Consider the following 16,452-nt stretch of genomic DNA (forward strand, 5'->3'; position numbering starts at 1 on the left):
AGTGACGCGCTTCTCGCGTTGCCACCATGTAAAATTAACGCAAATGGAGTTTGCATATCAGTCATTTTAAATTCCCCCAAACCATCTTTTTTCTATATTGTTATCTTATTATGAAAACGCATACAATTAAACATAAAAAACTTCCGTTGTGTAACGGAAGTTTTTATATACTTCTCTTATAACGATAATAATATCTCTTGAAAATCTTCAACCACTTCAGCCTGAGCTAATTTCTCTATCGTGTTTTGATTAGACATAATATCATATAAAAAATCATAAAGCTTTTGTAAATCTTCATTATTATTGCGCTTTACACTAAATAAAATAATAACTTGTACTTTCTTATCTCCCCAGTCAACCGCTTTATCAAGTGTACAAAACATCAAAAATGTTTTCTCACTTAATAACTGCATCGGATGTGGAATCGCAACTAAATTCCCAACCGCTGTAGGGGATGTATTCTCTCTTTCCATAACAGAGTCATAAAAGCTTTCTGGTACATAATTTTTCTCAGCAGCTTTCTCACATAAAAATTGGATAACCTCTTCCTTTGTAGAAGCACTGTGATTTAAAAAGATTAAATCTTCCTTCATATATTGCTGCACACTATTATTCACATGCGTAAATAACTGTTGACCAATTGACTTAATCTCTTTATCATCAAATATTGAGTTTACTTTTATAACAGGCACAGGTAAACCACTTGGTATATGAATCGTACTAATAATACAATCTATCTTTTCTTTGTAAAGATCTTCTACTTTCAATTGATAATAACCTGTAATCCCTACAATCTCTAATTTATCTCGAAACTGTGATAGAATTTTATATTTCAATAGTTGAGCACTTCCTTGACCAGTCGCACAAACTAATAAACATCTTTTCTTTTGATTCTGTTCCTGTAAACGACTCATCGCTCCGCCGAAGTGAATCGCAATATAACCAATTTCACTTTCCGGAATCGATTCTCCCGTGTATTCACCAATTATATCTCCAACGAGAACCGCAATTTCAAAAGCATACGGATAATTCTTTTTCACTTCTGCCAAAAGAGGATTTCTCGTATTTAACTTATACTTCAAACGGTTTAATAACGTTTTTAAATGCACACCAAACCCAAATAATAATTCTTCATCATAATAAAAAATAAGATTCCGTTCTTCCGCTACTTTAAAAAGAATATGTTGCATAAATGCATATAGATCTTTTCCTAATAGTTCTTCCACATTTTCATAATGATCTTTCGTTGTAACAGCAGTACTTAATAAATGCATCGTCACATATAAAACTTCTTCTTCTGGAAATGAAAGATGCAACTCTTTCTCTAAATCCCCTAAAATCTCTTTCGCAATTGTATATTCTTTCTTTATTATAAGTTCAGCTTGCTCTACATGTATTCCTTTCATATAATGTTGATCTTCACAACGCTTTAATGCAATTGCAATATGAATGACTAAATTATCAATTTCTATATCTGATAAATATATCGTTCCTCCTTCGATATACTTTAATATAACCGAACGGATAAGCGGTATATGAGGTAACAATAAGTATGTATCATTCTGCTCAAATTGCTCATGAAACGGAGTATGATCATAACGCGGTAAACCGTATTGTGATAAACAAGAACGAATATGAAACTCCTCTCCCACAATACGTATACCATAATATGGTCTCTTTTCAATTTGTAATTGATAGCGACCACATATATCTGTCACATCTTTCATAATTAAATTTACAGTCGATTTACTTACATAAATCTCCTCTGCTAACTGTGAAAGCTTCACATATCCCTCAGTCGTTAAAATACGTTGCAGAATGTACGCTACCCTTTCTTCATAAGAAGTTGGGATTTTTTCTGTCTGTTTTTGAAATAGACTCACGCAAAACTCTTCAAACTGCTTTGTTTGTATAATTTCTAGTTCGTATCCAGTCCCTCGCTGTGATTCAATTTTCGCTCCGTTTTCTTCCAATATATCATTTAATAATTTTATATCTTTTTGAATCGTCTTCGTTGATACATGTAAACGGCTCGCTAAAAAAGCTCGATTTAACATCGATTTCTCTTCTAAAAACTCCTCTAAAATAGAAACTAATCGCTGATGCACCTTTGTCATAGCTCTTCCTCTCGCAATTTATATATAAAAAGGAAAAAGCTGCTGAGGTCAGTAGTTTTTTCCTTTTTTAATTTATCTATTTCTTTAATGTAAATCCGAATTTATCCCATGCTTGTAAATAGTCTAGTAAGAAAATCTCTTCTTCTACAATTCGACCAACTACATTTGTTTTTCCTGTATTCACCATATCTTTTAATGCAATTTGCAATTCACCTTTATATTGGCCATATTGCTCATTATCAATTAAAAGATCACCACGCTTAATTTCACGTGTATTATGAGGTTTAAACTCTTCTTTTTTATATTTGACACGGCTTTGTGTCGAACGAATCATATATTCAGATACATCCCCGCGATAAAAATGAGGTTCGTCTAATACGATAATTCTTTCTAATTCTGTCGTTGTATCATATAACTCTATATCAAACGTTTGTTTCTCTTTATTTAATGCACCTAGTGCTTGTAATTCTTCTTCTGATGCATAAGCGTTCGCAATAATAACATCATCAATTAATTCTGTCGCAAATAAATGCTTCGCCTGTGTTGTCATTGGTAGTTCACGATGCTGTTCTAACGTACATAATCCTTCTGTTACGGGCCAAGGTCCATATGTTGCATCAAATGATGAAATAAAAGCAGCCGTTCTCATACCGTAATCTTTAAATTGTTTCGAGCATGTAATGAAATGATCGTATGATAATCCAGAATAACGATGCGGATAAAAATTATGGCAACCAATTAAATTTTCACGATTTGGTCTATGGCTCATAATATTATCTACATACTTCGTACCGTTACTCATATTAATCTCAATTTTTAAGCCATACGGATTGTAAGTCATAATTGATTCTTCTAATCCTGAGAAACCAACATCTAAACGAATACCGTACGCACCTAGTTCATGGAAGAATGATAAATCATTATACGAAATACCTAGTTGTTCAAAAACAGCTGGACTAATATCAACTAATACTTGGAACCCTAATGCATTTGCATGAGAGATCGTTTCTTTAAACTCTTCTATAATTTTCTCTTTTTCTCCATCTACAGACAATAAGCATGTGAATACACGTGTAAATCCGTATTTACTTGCTAATGTTAAATATTCCTTATCTTTCTCTACTGTTGAATGTTCTGGATAAATAGAAATACCTAATCGTCTCATATGTACACGCCTCTTTCTTCATTGTTTTGTAAACCTTTTCAAATATATGTAGTGAAAAAGTATATATCCCCTTCTCATTCACTACTTTTTGAATCCGCTTTCTTTAAAGAAAAAATAATTTCTATCATTCATAACAACTACAAGTCTATACATCTATACTTTACAACTTTTTTTCATAGTTGTGTAGCTTTTACACAAATTTGTCAGTTTTTTACCTCGAAAATTGTTGTACGTTTTCAAGGCACCTTCCTTGACTGTTACATTGGCCAATACATATACTCGAAAGAAAAGAGAAATTTTTTATATAGGGGATGAATACATGGGAGAAGCAATACTCGTAAAACGAGAACCGTTATGGACGAAAGAATTTGTCGCGCTAATTCTAGCAAACTTATGTATGTTTTTAGGATTTCAAATGTTAATTCCTACTTTACCCGTTTATGTGAAAGAAATTGGAGGTACAAGTTCCAATATCGGATTCGTTGTCGGCATGTTTACTGTTGCGGCACTTTTTGTTAGACCGCTAACTGGAAATGCCTTGCAAAAATTTAGCAAAAAAATCATTTTAATGATCGGTACTGCTATTTGTTTACTCGCTATGGGTAGTTACCTTTTCGCTTCAACTGTTTTCCTATTGCTTGCCGTTCGAATTTTACACGGAGCTGGTTTTGGTATTACAACGACTACATATGGAACTGTCGTTTCAGATTTAATTCCGCAAGCTCGCCGTGGTGAAGGCATGGGATATTTCGGTCTTTCTGGAACGATTGCAATGGCGCTCGGTCCACTTATCGGACTTTGGCTTATGCAAACATATAACTTCACGATTCTTTTTTTATGTGCACTTTCCTGTACAATTGTTTCATTAATATTAACGAAACTACTTCAAATCAAAAAATCGCCGCAATCACCACAGCAAACATCTGGTACCTTCCTTGATGGATTTATTGAACGTAAAGCTTTACTTCCTTCATTATTAATATTATGTATTACATTAATGTACGGAGGAATCGGGAGCTTTATTACATTATTTGCTACGGAAGTCGGAATTGCTGATATAAGCCTCTTCTTCTTATTTAATGCACTTGCAATCGCCGTCACTCGGCCGTTTTCTGGAAAATTATATGATGCGAAAGGTCATACATTCGTTATTATTCCAGGAGTTATTATTACGTTTATAGGTATTATTTTATTGTCGTATACAACTACAATTCCAAGTTTAATTATTGCGGCAGCATGCTACGGAAGTGGATTTGGAGCGATTCAACCTGCTCTACAAGCATGGATGATCGACCGAGTAGCACCTCACCGCCGAGGAGTTGCAACAGCTACATTCTTCTCAGCATTTGACCTAGGAATTGGTGCTGGCGCAATTATTTTTGGATTCATTGCACATTTTACAAACTACGCAACTGTATATCGTTATTCCTCTCTACTACTTATTGCTTTCCTGTTCATTTACATCACAAGTGTAAAAAAACAAAAGCATGGAAATAAAAACAGAGAAAAAGCTGCTGGATAATTTCAGTGGCTTTTTTTCGTATTTTTGATGTTATAAAACTACATGCATTTTCCTACATATTTTTTTAACTTTCATCAAAAAATATACGATGAACTCGCAGACGCTTTCCTTCATATTCAACCGAACAATACTATTCTAAAAAGTGTGATTTCTTTACAAAATTAAGATTTATACAAGATAAAAACCAATAAAATACAGCCATTTCTTTAAGGAATTGTAAACTTTTCTTCCCTTTGTAAATTTAGTGTAAATTTTACGGATAAACCGTTTACAGTGCCTCAAGGTTCAGTTAATAATTACATCGTACATGAAATTTAAGGAGTGGAATGCGTGGAATATAATGTTCAAGATATGATCTTCCAGTTCATTGGTGGATTAGGTATTTTCTTATTCGGGATTAAATACATGGGCGATGGACTGCAACAAGCTGCTGGAGATCGTCTTCGCGATATTCTAGATCGCTTTACAACAAACCCACTAATGGGTGTACTAGCAGGTATGTTAGTTACTGTATTAATCCAATCAAGTTCAGGAACAACCGCTTTAACAGTCGGACTCGTAAGTGCTGGATTTATGACATTAAGACAAGCAATCGGTGTTATTATGGGTGCGAACATCGGTACGACAGTTACTGCATTTATTATCGGAATTAAAATCGGAGAATATGCTCTTCCAATTATGGCAGTTGGAGCTATCTTACTATTCTTCTTTAAAAATAAAAAAGTACATTCTTTAGGTCAAGTTATATTCGGTTTTGGTATGTTATTCTTCGGTTTAGAACTAATGAGCACCGGTATGAAGCCTCTTCGTTCTTTAGAGTCATTCCAAGAATTAACAGTTAGCATGAGTGATAATCCAATTTTAGGTATTGTTGTTGGTACAGTCTTCACTTTAATTGTACAAAGTTCAAGTGCAACAATCGGTATTTTACAAGAACTATTCGGTCAAGGTGCAATCGATTTACAAGCTGCCCTTCCTGTATTATTCGGTGATAATATCGGTACAACAATTACAGCAGTATTAGCAGCAATCGGTACTTCAATTGCTGCAAGACGTGCAGCATTGGTTCACGTTATCTTTAATATTGTCGGTACAATCATCTTTACGATTTTATTAATACCTTTTACAAATTTAATTCAATATTTCCAAACGTCATTAAACTTAAATCCAGAAATGACAATTGCATTTGCACACGGAACATTTAACGTAACGAATACAATCATTCAGTTCCCATTCATCGCTGTATTAGCATGGATTGTAACGAAAATTATTCGTGGTGAAGATGCTGCTATTGATTTCAAACCGCAACATTTAAATCCAATCTTTATTGAACAATCTCCAGCTATTGCTTTAACAGAAGCACAAAAAGAAATTATTCGTATGGCTGAGTTTTCATTACATGGATTGAAAGAAGCAAACCAATTTTTAAACACACAAGATAAAAAACACGCTGACATGGCTACTCAATTAGAAGGAGCTATTAACAATTTAGATAAAAAGATTACCGAGTATTTAGTTTTACTATCAGAAAAACCACTTTCACCGACAGACTCTGAGAAGCATTCAGTTCTAGCAGGTGTTGTTGGAGATATTGAACGTGTCGGTGATCATGTAGAAAACCTTGTAGAACTTGTAGATTTCCAAATCTCAAACCGTGTTTCCCTATCAGACGAGGCACTAACTGAACTAAATGAAATGCTTGAATTAACGATTTCAACATTACAAGACGCAGTTGAAGCTTTAACAAACTTCGATACTGAACTAGCTCAAACTGTTATTGCAAAAGAACGTAAAATCGATCAAATGGAACGTGTTCTTCGTAAACGTCACGTATTACGTCTGAACGAACGTAGCTGTTCAGGTGATGCAAGTATCATCTTCGTTGATATGGTAAGTAACTTAGAGCGTATTGGCGATCACGCTGTAAATATCGCTGATGGTGTTTTAGGTGAACAAGGTAAAATCAATTTAAAACAATCATTATAATAAGAAAGAGACGCTAACGTGAGCGTCTCTTTTTTCATTTCATATTTACAACCGTTCTTCCTTTTAACTTTCCTTGCAATATAAGTGTAAACTTCTCATCTAATTCTTCTAATGCACATTCTTCTGTATAAGATCGCAACTCTTTATTTCCCCATTCATTGGCTAGGAGCGTCCACACATCTCTTCTCACATCCACTGGGCATTGCACTGAATCTATCCCTAACAGGCTGATACCTCGTAAAATAAACGGATATACCGTTGTTTGTACTTGCTGGCCTGCCACATTACCGCATGTCGTTACGCACCCGCCATACTTTACCGTTTTTAAAGCTGTTTCTAACATATGTCCACCTACAGTATCGATAACCCCGGCGTATATTCCTTTTAACATTGGTCTTCCTGATTCATCATTCAATTCCGCGCGATGCATCACTTTTTTCGCTCCTAGACGTAATAGCATCTGTTCCTCTTCCATTTTTCCTGTCGCTCCTACTACGCTAAACCCTAACTTACTTAAAATACTAACAGCTACACTTCCTACACCGCCTGTAGCACCCGTTACTAAAACATCGCCCATACTAGGCGTTACTCCTGCTCTAATAAGCTTATATACTGATAAAGCGGCTGTAAAACCTGCCGTCCCGTACATCATACTTTCCTTTAATGACATTCCCTCTGGTAAAGGGACAATCCAAGATGCCGGCACGCGAATATATTCTCCAAAACCACCAGAAGTATTCATCCCTAAATCATATCCCGTTACAATGACTTTATCTCCTACCTTAATGGTAGCATCTTCACTACTCACAATCACTCCTGCTGCATCAATTCCTGGCGTATGAGGATATGTTCTCGTAACACCTTTATTACCTGTAGCTGAAAGAGCATCTTTATAATTTAATGAAGAATAATGAACCTGTATTAATACGTCTCCCTCAGGTAAACTACTTACTTCTCTCTCTACAACGTTTCTTACAAACTGCTTATTTTCTGTTTCGTTCACAACGATTGCTCGGAATGATGTATGATTCATTATGCCCTCTCCTTTATCCGTAAATTTCTTCTTTATTATATAGAAGAAATAATTAAACCTACTCATTTCTTCATGGCTATATTTCAACAAATCTTACTTCTCTATTACTTTCTCACAATACATATTTTCATTTCCACTAAAACAACTTATACTTATTCTACATCTCAAAAATAAAATATAAAAAATCTGACTTTTTATAAATAAATTGAATTTTTACGAAATGTAAATGTTTTGTAATGTTTTTTTTCGTCAAATTTCATTATAATAAGTGGATATGAGTGTCGTATTTCAATCCAAATGAAGGAGTACAGGAAATGGAGCAAAACCCATCTTTGCAAGAAAATACACGCAGTAAACCGAAAAAAAGTAAGAAAAAAACAAAAATTATTATAAGCGTTATTCTATTCTTTTTAATAGTAGGTGGCGGTTATACTTGGTTTTTAGTAAATAAAGCATCTTCTGCTGTTCGAAATGCCGCACACGATTTAGCACGCGGTGATAAATCTGATTTACGTGATAAAGTTGTAAAACCTATTACAAACAATGTCTCTGTCTTAGTAATGGGTGTCGATGAAAGCGATGTCCGTGGGAAAGAATATGGTGAAGCTATAAGAACGGATGCACTATTACTTGCAACGTTTAATAAAGATAGCAAAACTGTAAAACTATTAAGTATTCCACGAGATACATATACGTATATTCCAGTGGAAAAGAAAAAAGATAAAATTACACACGCTCATGCATACGGTTCTACTAAAAACGGAAAAGATGGTGGACCACAAGCAAGTATTGATGCAGTTGAAAAATTACTAAATGTTCCTGTTGATTACTTTGTAAAGTTTAACTTCAAATCATTTATGAAAATTGTCGACGATTTAGGCGGCATTGAAGTTGACGTACCAGTTGAATTTACGGAACAAGATAGCAATGATAATGCTGATGCAATTCACCTGAAGAAAGGTGTTCAAAAGCTAAATAGTGAAGAAGCTCTTGCTCTTGCTAGAACACGCCACATCGATAGTGATGCAATGCGTGGGCAACGTCAACAGCTCGTTATTGAAGCAATTTTAAAGAAACTAACAAGCGTTGGATCTGTAACAAAAGTTGGTAACATCATTGATGATATTAACGGACAATTCGTTACAAACTTAACATTCGATGATATGCTTTCATTCTATAAGTACGGATCGGATTCAGAAATTGAAAAATTACAAATTCAAGGTGAAGACTGCTACATGGCAAAAGGTGATGATACTTGTAGCCAATCTGCTGGTGGCGGCCGAACGTATTACTACAATCCAGATAAAAAAGAATTAGCAAAAGTTACAAACGATCTTCGTACTCATCTTGGATTACCTGCATATACAAAAACAGACTCTGATTCGAAAAAAACAAGTACAGAGAAAACAAAAGAATCTAAGTCTGAAAATTCAAGTGAACGCGAATCAAGTAACAATGAAGTGAAAAATAAAAATAGCAATGAAGATACAGAAACATCGTCTAACGACAATGAATAATAAAGAAGCAGTTCTCTATGGAGGTAGAGTACTGCTTCTTTTTATTCCATCAGAATCAAAAATCAGAACTTTCTAACTATCTTTTTTAATATTTTTAAATTATAATAAATAGTAGCAATCTATTCCAATTATCAGGGGGCTCATACATATGAAAGCTGCAGTAAAACATAACATCTCAGATTTTAAAGACTACTTAAAGTCAAACGATATATTTATGGAAGAAAATATAGATGAAAATGATGGTTCTGTTCATTTTTCAGTAGGATTAGAAACAGAAGCTGGTGCAAAAATTCAACTGATCGCCGCTTTCCAAAACGAACATCCTACTGTAGATATATACTGCTTCAATGTTGCTCACGTACCTGATGCAACAGCAACAAATGATATTTTGCATGTTATTAATGAATTAAACACATCTTATCGATTTGCAAAATTCACATTAAACAAGCAAAATGCAATTGACATTTCAACATCTCTTGCATTCTCAGAACCAAACTTTAATCCAGCACTTGTCTTTGAACATACGAGAATGCTATATAAATTAGCAAATGACGAATATAAAAACTTAATGAAAGTAATTTGGGCGTAAATAAAAGGATGGGCTGTAAGCAGCGCCATCCTTTTATTTCGATATCATATCAATCCACATCTTAACAGCAGTTCCTACAATCAAAATCGATAACATATATTGTAGTGCTTTTTGATTGATCCTCTTCCCAACTCGCGCCCCAAGCGGCGCAGCAAAGATACTTGCAATCGCAACAATAAGAGCTGGAATTACAACTACTTGCCCAGTTATTACTTTTCCAGTTGTAATCCCTACTGAAGAAATAAACGTAATAGCAATAGATGTTGCTATCGTTGTACGTATCGGCAATTTTAAAATAACTAGCATAATCGGAACTAAAAGGAACGAACCTCCAGCACCTATAATGCCTGATGCTCCGCCTACAATAAATGCTAATAAACTTGCTAACCATTTATTATATTTTACTTCATCACCATTATTTCGTTTCGGTACGAACATCATAATAGCAGCTATTGTTGCTAAAGCTGCATAAATAACATTGACCGTATGTTCCTCTAATATGTTAGCACCAAAACTACCTATGAAACTTCCTATTAATATACTAGCTCCCATATATACAACTAGCGTTTTATCCATCTCATTACTTTTCCGATAGGCCCATGCCCCTGCAAAAGTTGCAAAGAATACTTGCACCGCTGTAATACCACTTACTTCATGTGCAGTATAGCCAGTAAATCCTAGCAATACCGGAATGTATAAGATCATCGGATAATTAATAATCGCACCGCCAATTCCAACCATTCCTGATATAAACGATCCTATAAACCCAATTATAAAAAGTAATACGACTAAACTCACCTTATATCCCCCGCCTTCTAAAAAGAAGGTGATTTAAATGAATAAGTTCACATTCCCATCCGAAGCATCTGCTAAATAAGCTCCTACTCCTGCAAACTCTACCCCTTCCATAATCTCTTCCTCTTTTAACCCTAATAAATCTACTGTCATTTGACAAGCTACAAGTTTAATCCCCTGTTCTTTCGCCAAATCTATTAAATCTGGTAAAGGCATCGCATTATGTTTTTTCATAATACCTTTAATCATCTTTGGCCCCATACCGGCAAAATTCATTTTCGATAATCCCATCTTGTCAGCACCGCGTGGCATCATCTTTCCAAATACTTTTTCGATGAAAGTTTTCTTTACCTTCACATGCTCATCTTTCCTTAAAGCATTTAATCCCCAAAAAGTATGAAATATAGTTACCTCTTGATCATACGCCGCTGCACCATTTGCAATAATATAAGCAGCCATCGCTTTATCGTAATCTCCGCTAAATAAAACGATTGTTGTTTTCTTCTGTTGTTCCATGTTGTTTTCCCTCCAATTACCTATAGGGGTATTTTTATTGTTATAAAAAATCGTTTCACCCTATTCTACTTTCCCTTCCCACGCTAACATACCACCTACCATATTAATCACTCGAAAACCGTAACCTTCTAAAAATTGAACAGCTCTTGCACTTCTCCCGCCAGAGCGACAAACGATAATATATTCTTTCTTTTTATCCAACTCATGCATACGAAATTCTAACAGCCCTAGTGGAATATTACACGCTTCTGGAATTTTCCCTTCAGCTACTTCTTCTACTTCACGTACGTCCACGATATTTACTTCTTCTTTACGTAACAATTTTTCTTCCAATTCTTTTACTGTCATTTCTTTCACTTTACATTTCCTCCTCACAAACCATTCATCCCGCCTGAAACATTGATAACGTGCTGAAACCCTAATTTCTTTAATACTTTTGCTGCTTGCTTACTTCTCATCCCGCTCTGACAAATAACGATTACTTCCTTATTTTTATCTAACTGACTTGCTCTACTAGCTAACTCATTTAAAGGGATATTTTGAAATCCTTTCATATGATTTCCTCTATATTCACTTACTGTACGAACATCGATAAGTTGTTTCCCCTTTTTTCCCGCTATATTCTTTAATTGTTTTCCACTTATATTTTGAACACCTTTAACTGGTAAAAAACGCGACATAACAACTACTACAGCAAATAAAATGAAAAGCGTACTTAGTATTGTATTCATATAACCAACCTCTCTATATTTATAAAACTACTACGCCTTCTTAATCCAAAACTTCAGCACATCGGCTTCTTCTACATGCTTTACAATGTCATGACCACTTTTATTTGCCCATGCTGGAATATCCTTAATAGACCCTTTATCCGTTACATGTACTTCTAACACTTCTCCCGTTTGTAAAGTATCCATCGCTTTCTTCGTTCTTACAATCGGCATTGGACATGCTAAACCTGTCGCATCTAATACTTGTTTTACATTCATCATCTATTCCTCCATTTTTTATTTATTTCATTATTCGTGCACTGCACAACGATTTGGACCAATCTCCATTTCACGCTCTTTATCCACACTTAGGTGAATTTTACCCATATTGGTTTGACGGATTTCTTCATATGCATTTGGCTGAGGTGGTAAGTTTTCTGTTACAGTTTTACGGAACTCTACCGCATCCTCAATATTTAACCCTGCATTATTCGCAAACAAATCTTTTAATTTTGCGCTAACAATACCACTTTCGTTCATTTCACTTACTTTTGAATAATGAGCTGGTAACACAACTAAATTTTGAGATAGCTCTTTATATCGGCTATACAAAGTATTACGTAAATCACTTACCCAATCTTCAGCCTTCCCAGCAAGATCTGGACGCCCGATTGAATCCACAAATAAAATATCGCCTGATAATAAATAAGAATCATCTACAATAAATGATGTACTTCCAATCGTATGCCCCGGTGAGTATAATGCGTCAATTCCAATTTTAGTACCCCCCACCGTAATAACAGATTCTTCAACAAGCGGTTCGTATGAAAAAACAACTTCCTCCGCATCTTTTGGCGGTAACCAATACGTACCACCGATTTTTTCCGCTAGCTTACGTCCTCCAGAAATATGGTCTGCATGTAAATGCGTATCCATTACATTCGTAATCGTAACACCATGCTCTTTCGCAAATTCTTCATACGCTTCAACTGTTCTTACTGCATCAATAACTGCTGCTTCACCGTTTGAAACGACTATATAAGATAAACAACCTTTTCCAAGGCGGTTAAACTGATACATACTTCCGCCATTTTTTAAATCTCCAACTTTTATAGGCTTTACATATTCACTCCAAGCCTTCATACCACCAGCTAAATAATAAATATTTTCTAACCCAGCCTCTGTTAACTGCTCTGCCACAAATATAGAAGACCCTTCTTTTGCACATACTACTAAAACATCTTTATCTTTAGGCAATTCACTTGCAATATGATCTACACCCTCTAATAAATCAAAGTACGGCACATTCATTGAAGTAACTTCTTTTCCTTCAATTTTCCAATCTTCATAATCCGCCTCATTACGAACATCTAAAATAAACAACTCTCCGAATAAAACTTTCTCTGCAACATCTTTCGCTTGTAACGGTTTAACATTCATTTAATTACCCCCATAGGTATATTTTTATTTGAAAAATTTTAATGCTTTATATTCCCTTGCCACTCTAACATGCCTGGAATGACATTCTTCACATTTACATAACCTTTCTCTTTCAACATGTGGCAAGCTACATCACTACGGTTACCAGTTCGGCAAACAACATAAATTTGCTTCGTCTGATCTAAAGCTGCACTGTCTAACTCTCCTAACGGCACGGAAATAGCCGATGGTATATGACCAAAAGCGAATTCCGCTGCTTCTCGAACATCTAATACAATACACTCTTCATCACTTAATAATATCTCTTCCAACTCCGTATTCGTAATTGTATGAGGATACTTCGCTACTTCATTCAATTCATGTTCATGTGCTTTTCTAACGTAATGTCTCAAAACATCGCCCTCTTGTTTCGTCCCGATATATTGATGTCCTAGTTTATTCGCCCAGCTTTGTATGTCTACTGTAGACCCTTTATCTGTTGCCTCAATCTCAATCACCTGCCCTGACGTCAATCCTTTCATCGCCTTCTTTGTTTTCACAATCGGCATCGGACAAGCCAATCCTTTACAATCTAAACTCATATTCACTTTTATACTCATAGTCGATTCCTCCACAATTTATATACATATACCTGTAGGGGTATATTAAAATGTTTTTGAAAATCTGTCAACTCTTACGTTTGACAGATTATCGGCTTTTTACAAGTAATTGAACAGCTTCTTTAATTAACTCTTCATTTGAACCATTACCACTTTCAAACTGCTCACGTAAACATTGCTCTAGATTTGTTCCAACAACAAGTCCAATTGTACGATCAAGTGCAGAACGAGATGCCGTTAACTGTGTAATAACCTCTCGGCAATCTTTTCCTTCTTCCATCATACGAAGCACACCACGAACTTGGCCTTCAATACGTTTTAATCTATTTTTCATATCTTGATTGTATTCCACTATAGACCACCTCCGTAATTATAACTATATTATACATTACTTTGTAACTTTGTATAATATCATATACCCTTAAGGGTATATTGTAAAGCGTTTTGTTTTTTGGACCTTTCTAATGGATAGTAAAAATGCAAAAGCCACTGATTGTATTGGCTTTTGCATTTCTCAACTACACTGCATTATTATCTTACTTCTTATAAACTCTTTTTAAAACTATAATCCATTTCTCCACCTAGTGCTGCAGCTGTATCACCAGTTTCTCTAAAATCATGTGTATATATTTTTTCAAATGAACCGAAATCTACTTGCTTATAAAATTCAAAACAAGGGAATCCATCATGCTCTCCTTGAACATCGATAGTACCATCCTTTTTCACACAGACATTTAATACATAATCTACAGGAGGTGCATATACATTTAATGGATTACTTGCACTCGCACTCATTTTAAATTGTACACCACCGGAATTCCATACGATATCAGTACACACAATATTTTCCGTACTCGCTTTTCCAGTTCTTTTATTCACCGAACCATCTGGATTCGTAATCTTCTCTGTCGTAATACCCGTATTCGCATATGAAAACACTTCTTCTTTATGAAAATCAACTACTACCTCTTGCTCCACTCTAGAGCGCATCGTATTTACCGCATGTGGTGTAAATTCACGTGAATCACCTTCAAATTGGATTACTTGTCCTGTTTCCATATCCTTCTTGGCTTCAGTCCAAGACATTGGAATAAATACACTGGCTCTAATTTTTACGATATTAGTCATAAGAAACACCTCTATAATTCTAATTTTATATACTGCATTATTTAATAAAAAATCCACCATTTCAGCTACATAATTAAAGCCTTTCTCTTTTATGTTGGCTACTTCCTTCATAAAAATGGTGCTATATTTTCGTTTTAAAGTTATATTCCATTTCTCCAGCTAGTGCTGCTGGAGTATCATTTGTTTCTCTGAAATCATGTGTATATATTGATTCAAACAAACCAAAATCTACTTGTTTATAAAATTCATAGCAAGGGAAACCATCATGTACACCTTCAACATGCAAAGTACCACTTTTATTAACTCGTATAGCCAACAAATAATCAGCTGCGGGTGCCGCCGCATTTAACGGATTACTTGCACTTGCTCTCATTTCAAATGAAACTTCATCTTCACTCCATACAATATTTGTACATGCGATGTTTTCTGTACTTGTTTCTCCCTTTTGATACTCAATTGAGCCATCTGGATTTGTAATTTTTACAGTAACGATGCAAGCATCTGCATATGTGAAAATTTCTCTTTTATAAAAATCAACAATCACTTCTTGTTCCAATCTTGAACGCTTTGTATTTACAGCGTACGGTGTAAATTCACGTGCATCTCCAGCGTATTCAAACACTCTTCCTGTTGCAGCATCCTTAATAGGCTTCAGCAATGCATACGGTGCAAATACACTCCCTCTAATTTTTACGATATTAACCATGTGAAACCTCCATTGATTGTATATTATATAAATCATTATTTGTTCTACAATGTAATATAGTCAATTTGATTGACTATATTATGCATAGTACAATAAGTGTCATATATAGTCAACTTAATTGACTACAAATGCGGAGGTTATATACATGGATCAAACATTTAACGAGTTAGATCTTACATCGCTTTTATCATTATCATTTAGCACATTAATTACTGAACTACATGACAAATTAAATGAATTGGGATTTGAAGATATTAGGCCAGCACATGGTTTTATGTTCAAACGCATTCTACCTAACGGAGCAACGGGTATAGAACTAGCTGAATATTTAGGGGTTTCAAAACAAGCTGTAAGTAAAATGGTGGATTCTCTTGAGAAGAGTGGCTACGTTACACGCAAAACACATCCTACTGATAAAAGAGGGAAAATCATTGTTTTAACCGAACGTGGTTTGTCAGTATTGAAGGCAAAAGAAAAAATAGTAGCTGAAATAGAGCAACAATGGATTGAAAACATAGGTGCTGAACGAATGCAAATGCTCAAAGAAGATTTAACAACATTCGTTACGAAAGAAAATACAGGAAAATTATCATCAAATATACGACCTGTCTGGTAAACAAAAACTCCAT

18 protein-coding genes and 1 pseudogene are annotated in these 16,452 nt (G+C 34.9%); 5 read left to right on the forward strand and 14 right to left on the reverse strand.

Annotated elements, in window-relative coordinates:
* The 3 genes and pseudogenes from MR079_RS12550 to MR079_RS12560 form a co-directional block, all read right to left on the reverse strand.
* Positions 1-65 (reverse strand): annotated as a pseudogene (locus MR079_RS12550) (PTS lactose/cellobiose transporter subunit IIA); the annotation flags it as partial.
* A 111-nt stretch (positions 66-176) separates the two neighbouring features.
* A complete protein-coding gene (locus MR079_RS12555) occupies positions 177-2,117 on the reverse strand; it encodes a BglG family transcription antiterminator (RefSeq protein ID WP_242294066.1) in 1,941 nt (646 codons plus the stop codon).
* A gap of 76 nt (positions 2,118-2,193) precedes the next feature.
* A complete protein-coding gene (locus MR079_RS12560) occupies positions 2,194-3,282 on the reverse strand; it encodes a DUF871 domain-containing protein (protein ID WP_001253342.1) in 1,089 nt (362 codons plus the stop codon).
* Between the two features lie 319 nt (positions 3,283-3,601).
* Here MR079_RS12560 and MR079_RS12565 point away from each other — a divergent pair, with 319 nt between their 5' ends.
* Together MR079_RS12565 and MR079_RS12570 are read left to right on the forward strand one after the other, a co-directional pair.
* A complete protein-coding gene (locus MR079_RS12565; protein ID WP_016716534.1) occupies positions 3,602-4,804 on the forward strand; it encodes an MFS transporter in 1,203 nt (400 codons plus the stop codon).
* A 330-nt stretch (positions 4,805-5,134) separates the two neighbouring features.
* On the forward strand, positions 5,135-6,790 hold the full coding sequence (locus MR079_RS12570) for a Na/Pi cotransporter family protein (RefSeq protein WP_242269653.1): 1,656 nt from the start codon (positions 5,135-5,137) through the stop codon (positions 6,788-6,790).
* Between the two features lie 34 nt (positions 6,791-6,824).
* On the opposite strand, the gene MR079_RS12575 is transcribed toward MR079_RS12570, so the two are convergent.
* Positions 6,825-7,823 (reverse strand): YhdH/YhfP family quinone oxidoreductase, encoded by a 999-nt coding sequence (locus MR079_RS12575; protein ID WP_242294067.1) that lies wholly within the window; start codon positions 7,821-7,823, stop codon positions 6,825-6,827.
* 314 nt (positions 7,824-8,137) lie between these two features.
* Here MR079_RS12575 and MR079_RS12580 point away from each other — a divergent pair, with 314 nt between their 5' ends.
* Both MR079_RS12580 and MR079_RS12585 read left to right on the forward strand, forming a co-directional pair.
* Positions 8,138-9,340 (forward strand): LCP family protein, encoded by a 1,203-nt coding sequence (locus tag MR079_RS12580; RefSeq protein ID WP_016716532.1) that lies wholly within the window; start codon positions 8,138-8,140, stop codon positions 9,338-9,340.
* A gap of 148 nt (positions 9,341-9,488) precedes the next feature.
* On the forward strand, positions 9,489-9,929 hold the full coding sequence (locus tag MR079_RS12585) for a YbjN domain-containing protein (RefSeq protein WP_101168581.1): 441 nt from the start codon (positions 9,489-9,491) through the stop codon (positions 9,927-9,929).
* Between the two features lie 33 nt (positions 9,930-9,962).
* Here the strand turns inward: MR079_RS12585 and MR079_RS12590 are convergent, their stop codons facing one another.
* The 10 genes from MR079_RS12590 to MR079_RS12635 all read right to left on the reverse strand — a co-directional run bounded on the left by MR079_RS12590 (position 9,963) and on the right by MR079_RS12635 (position 15,823).
* Positions 9,963-10,727: a sulfite exporter TauE/SafE family protein gene (locus tag MR079_RS12590; RefSeq protein ID WP_242294068.1), complete on the reverse strand. Its 765-nt coding sequence runs from the start codon at positions 10,725-10,727 to the stop codon at positions 9,963-9,965.
* A gap of 33 nt (positions 10,728-10,760) precedes the next feature.
* Positions 10,761-11,240, reverse strand: a complete 480-nt coding sequence (locus MR079_RS12595; RefSeq protein ID WP_000437728.1) for a DsrE/DsrF/DrsH-like family protein — start codon at positions 11,238-11,240, stop codon at positions 10,761-10,763.
* Between the two features lie 60 nt (positions 11,241-11,300).
* Positions 11,301-11,597: a rhodanese-like domain-containing protein gene (locus MR079_RS12600; RefSeq protein WP_242294069.1), complete on the reverse strand. Its 297-nt coding sequence runs from the start codon at positions 11,595-11,597 to the stop codon at positions 11,301-11,303.
* A 14-nt stretch (positions 11,598-11,611) separates the two neighbouring features.
* Positions 11,612-11,971: a rhodanese-like domain-containing protein gene (locus tag MR079_RS12605; protein ID WP_242294070.1), complete on the reverse strand. Its 360-nt coding sequence runs from the start codon at positions 11,969-11,971 to the stop codon at positions 11,612-11,614.
* Positions 11,972-12,001: 30 nt separating this feature from the next.
* Positions 12,002-12,232 carry a sulfurtransferase TusA family protein gene (locus MR079_RS12610; protein ID WP_139868991.1) on the reverse strand — a complete coding sequence of 77 codons (231 nt, stop codon included), beginning with the start codon at positions 12,230-12,232 and terminating at the stop codon, positions 12,002-12,004.
* Positions 12,233-12,259: 27 nt separating this feature from the next.
* Complete coding sequence (locus MR079_RS12615) at positions 12,260-13,390, reverse strand: MBL fold metallo-hydrolase (protein WP_242294071.1); 1,131 nt, start codon at positions 13,388-13,390, stop codon at positions 12,260-12,262.
* Positions 13,391-13,428: 38 nt separating this feature from the next.
* Positions 13,429-13,989, reverse strand: a complete 561-nt coding sequence (locus MR079_RS12620; RefSeq protein WP_242294072.1) for a sulfurtransferase TusA family protein — start codon at positions 13,987-13,989, stop codon at positions 13,429-13,431.
* 88 nt (positions 13,990-14,077) lie between these two features.
* Positions 14,078-14,341: a metal-sensitive transcriptional regulator gene (locus MR079_RS12625; RefSeq protein ID WP_000456206.1), complete on the reverse strand. Its 264-nt coding sequence runs from the start codon at positions 14,339-14,341 to the stop codon at positions 14,078-14,080.
* A 191-nt stretch (positions 14,342-14,532) separates the two neighbouring features.
* On the reverse strand, positions 14,533-15,117 hold the full coding sequence (locus tag MR079_RS12630; RefSeq protein WP_139868994.1) for a DUF3238 domain-containing protein: 585 nt from the start codon (positions 15,115-15,117) through the stop codon (positions 14,533-14,535).
* A 121-nt stretch (positions 15,118-15,238) separates the two neighbouring features.
* Positions 15,239-15,823: a DUF3238 domain-containing protein gene (locus MR079_RS12635; protein ID WP_242294073.1), complete on the reverse strand. Its 585-nt coding sequence runs from the start codon at positions 15,821-15,823 to the stop codon at positions 15,239-15,241.
* A gap of 145 nt (positions 15,824-15,968) precedes the next feature.
* Between MR079_RS12635 and MR079_RS12640 the strand changes: the two genes are divergently transcribed.
* Positions 15,969-16,439, forward strand: coding sequence for a MarR family winged helix-turn-helix transcriptional regulator (locus MR079_RS12640; protein WP_000372889.1), 471 nt, complete (start codon positions 15,969-15,971; stop codon positions 16,437-16,439).
* Positions 16,440-16,452: the final 13 nt, after the last annotated feature.

This window comes from Bacillus cereus group sp. BfR-BA-01381, assembly GCF_022663555.1.
Classification (GTDB): domain Bacteria; phylum Bacillota; class Bacilli; order Bacillales; family Bacillaceae_G; genus Bacillus_A; species Bacillus_A pacificus.

Excerpts from the sequence above, each read along its gene's own strand:
- MR079_RS12555 (WP_242294066.1), bottom strand. The coding sequence starts at position 2,117 with ATGACAAAGGTGCATCAGCGATTAGTTTCTATTTTAGAGGAGTTTTTA.
- MR079_RS12560 (WP_001253342.1), bottom strand. The coding sequence starts at position 3,282 with ATGAGACGATTAGGTATTTCTATTTATCCAGAACATTCAACAGTAGAG.
- MR079_RS12565 (WP_016716534.1), top strand. The coding sequence starts at position 3,602 with ATGGGAGAAGCAATACTCGTAAAACGAGAACCGTTATGGACGAAAGAA.
- MR079_RS12575 (WP_242294067.1), bottom strand. The coding sequence starts at position 7,823 with ATGAATCATACATCATTCCGAGCAATCGTTGTGAACGAAACAGAAAAT.
- MR079_RS12580 (WP_016716532.1), top strand. The coding sequence starts at position 8,138 with ATGGAGCAAAACCCATCTTTGCAAGAAAATACACGCAGTAAACCGAAA.
- MR079_RS12585 (WP_101168581.1), top strand. The coding sequence starts at position 9,489 with ATGAAAGCTGCAGTAAAACATAACATCTCAGATTTTAAAGACTACTTA.
- MR079_RS12595 (WP_000437728.1), bottom strand. The coding sequence starts at position 11,240 with ATGGAACAACAGAAGAAAACAACAATCGTTTTATTTAGCGGAGATTAC.
- MR079_RS12605 (WP_242294070.1), bottom strand. The coding sequence starts at position 11,971 with ATGAATACAATACTAAGTACGCTTTTCATTTTATTTGCTGTAGTAGTT.
- MR079_RS12610 (WP_139868991.1), bottom strand. The coding sequence starts at position 12,232 with ATGATGAATGTAAAACAAGTATTAGATGCGACAGGTTTAGCATGTCCA.
- MR079_RS12615 (WP_242294071.1), bottom strand. The coding sequence starts at position 13,390 with ATGAATGTTAAACCGTTACAAGCGAAAGATGTTGCAGAGAAAGTTTTA.
- MR079_RS12620 (WP_242294072.1), bottom strand. The coding sequence starts at position 13,989 with ATGAGTATAAAAGTGAATATGAGTTTAGATTGTAAAGGATTGGCTTGT.
- MR079_RS12630 (WP_139868994.1), bottom strand. The coding sequence starts at position 15,117 with ATGACTAATATCGTAAAAATTAGAGCCAGTGTATTTATTCCAATGTCT.
- MR079_RS12635 (WP_242294073.1), bottom strand. The coding sequence starts at position 15,823 with ATGGTTAATATCGTAAAAATTAGAGGGAGTGTATTTGCACCGTATGCA.
- MR079_RS12640 (WP_000372889.1), top strand. The coding sequence starts at position 15,969 with ATGGATCAAACATTTAACGAGTTAGATCTTACATCGCTTTTATCATTA.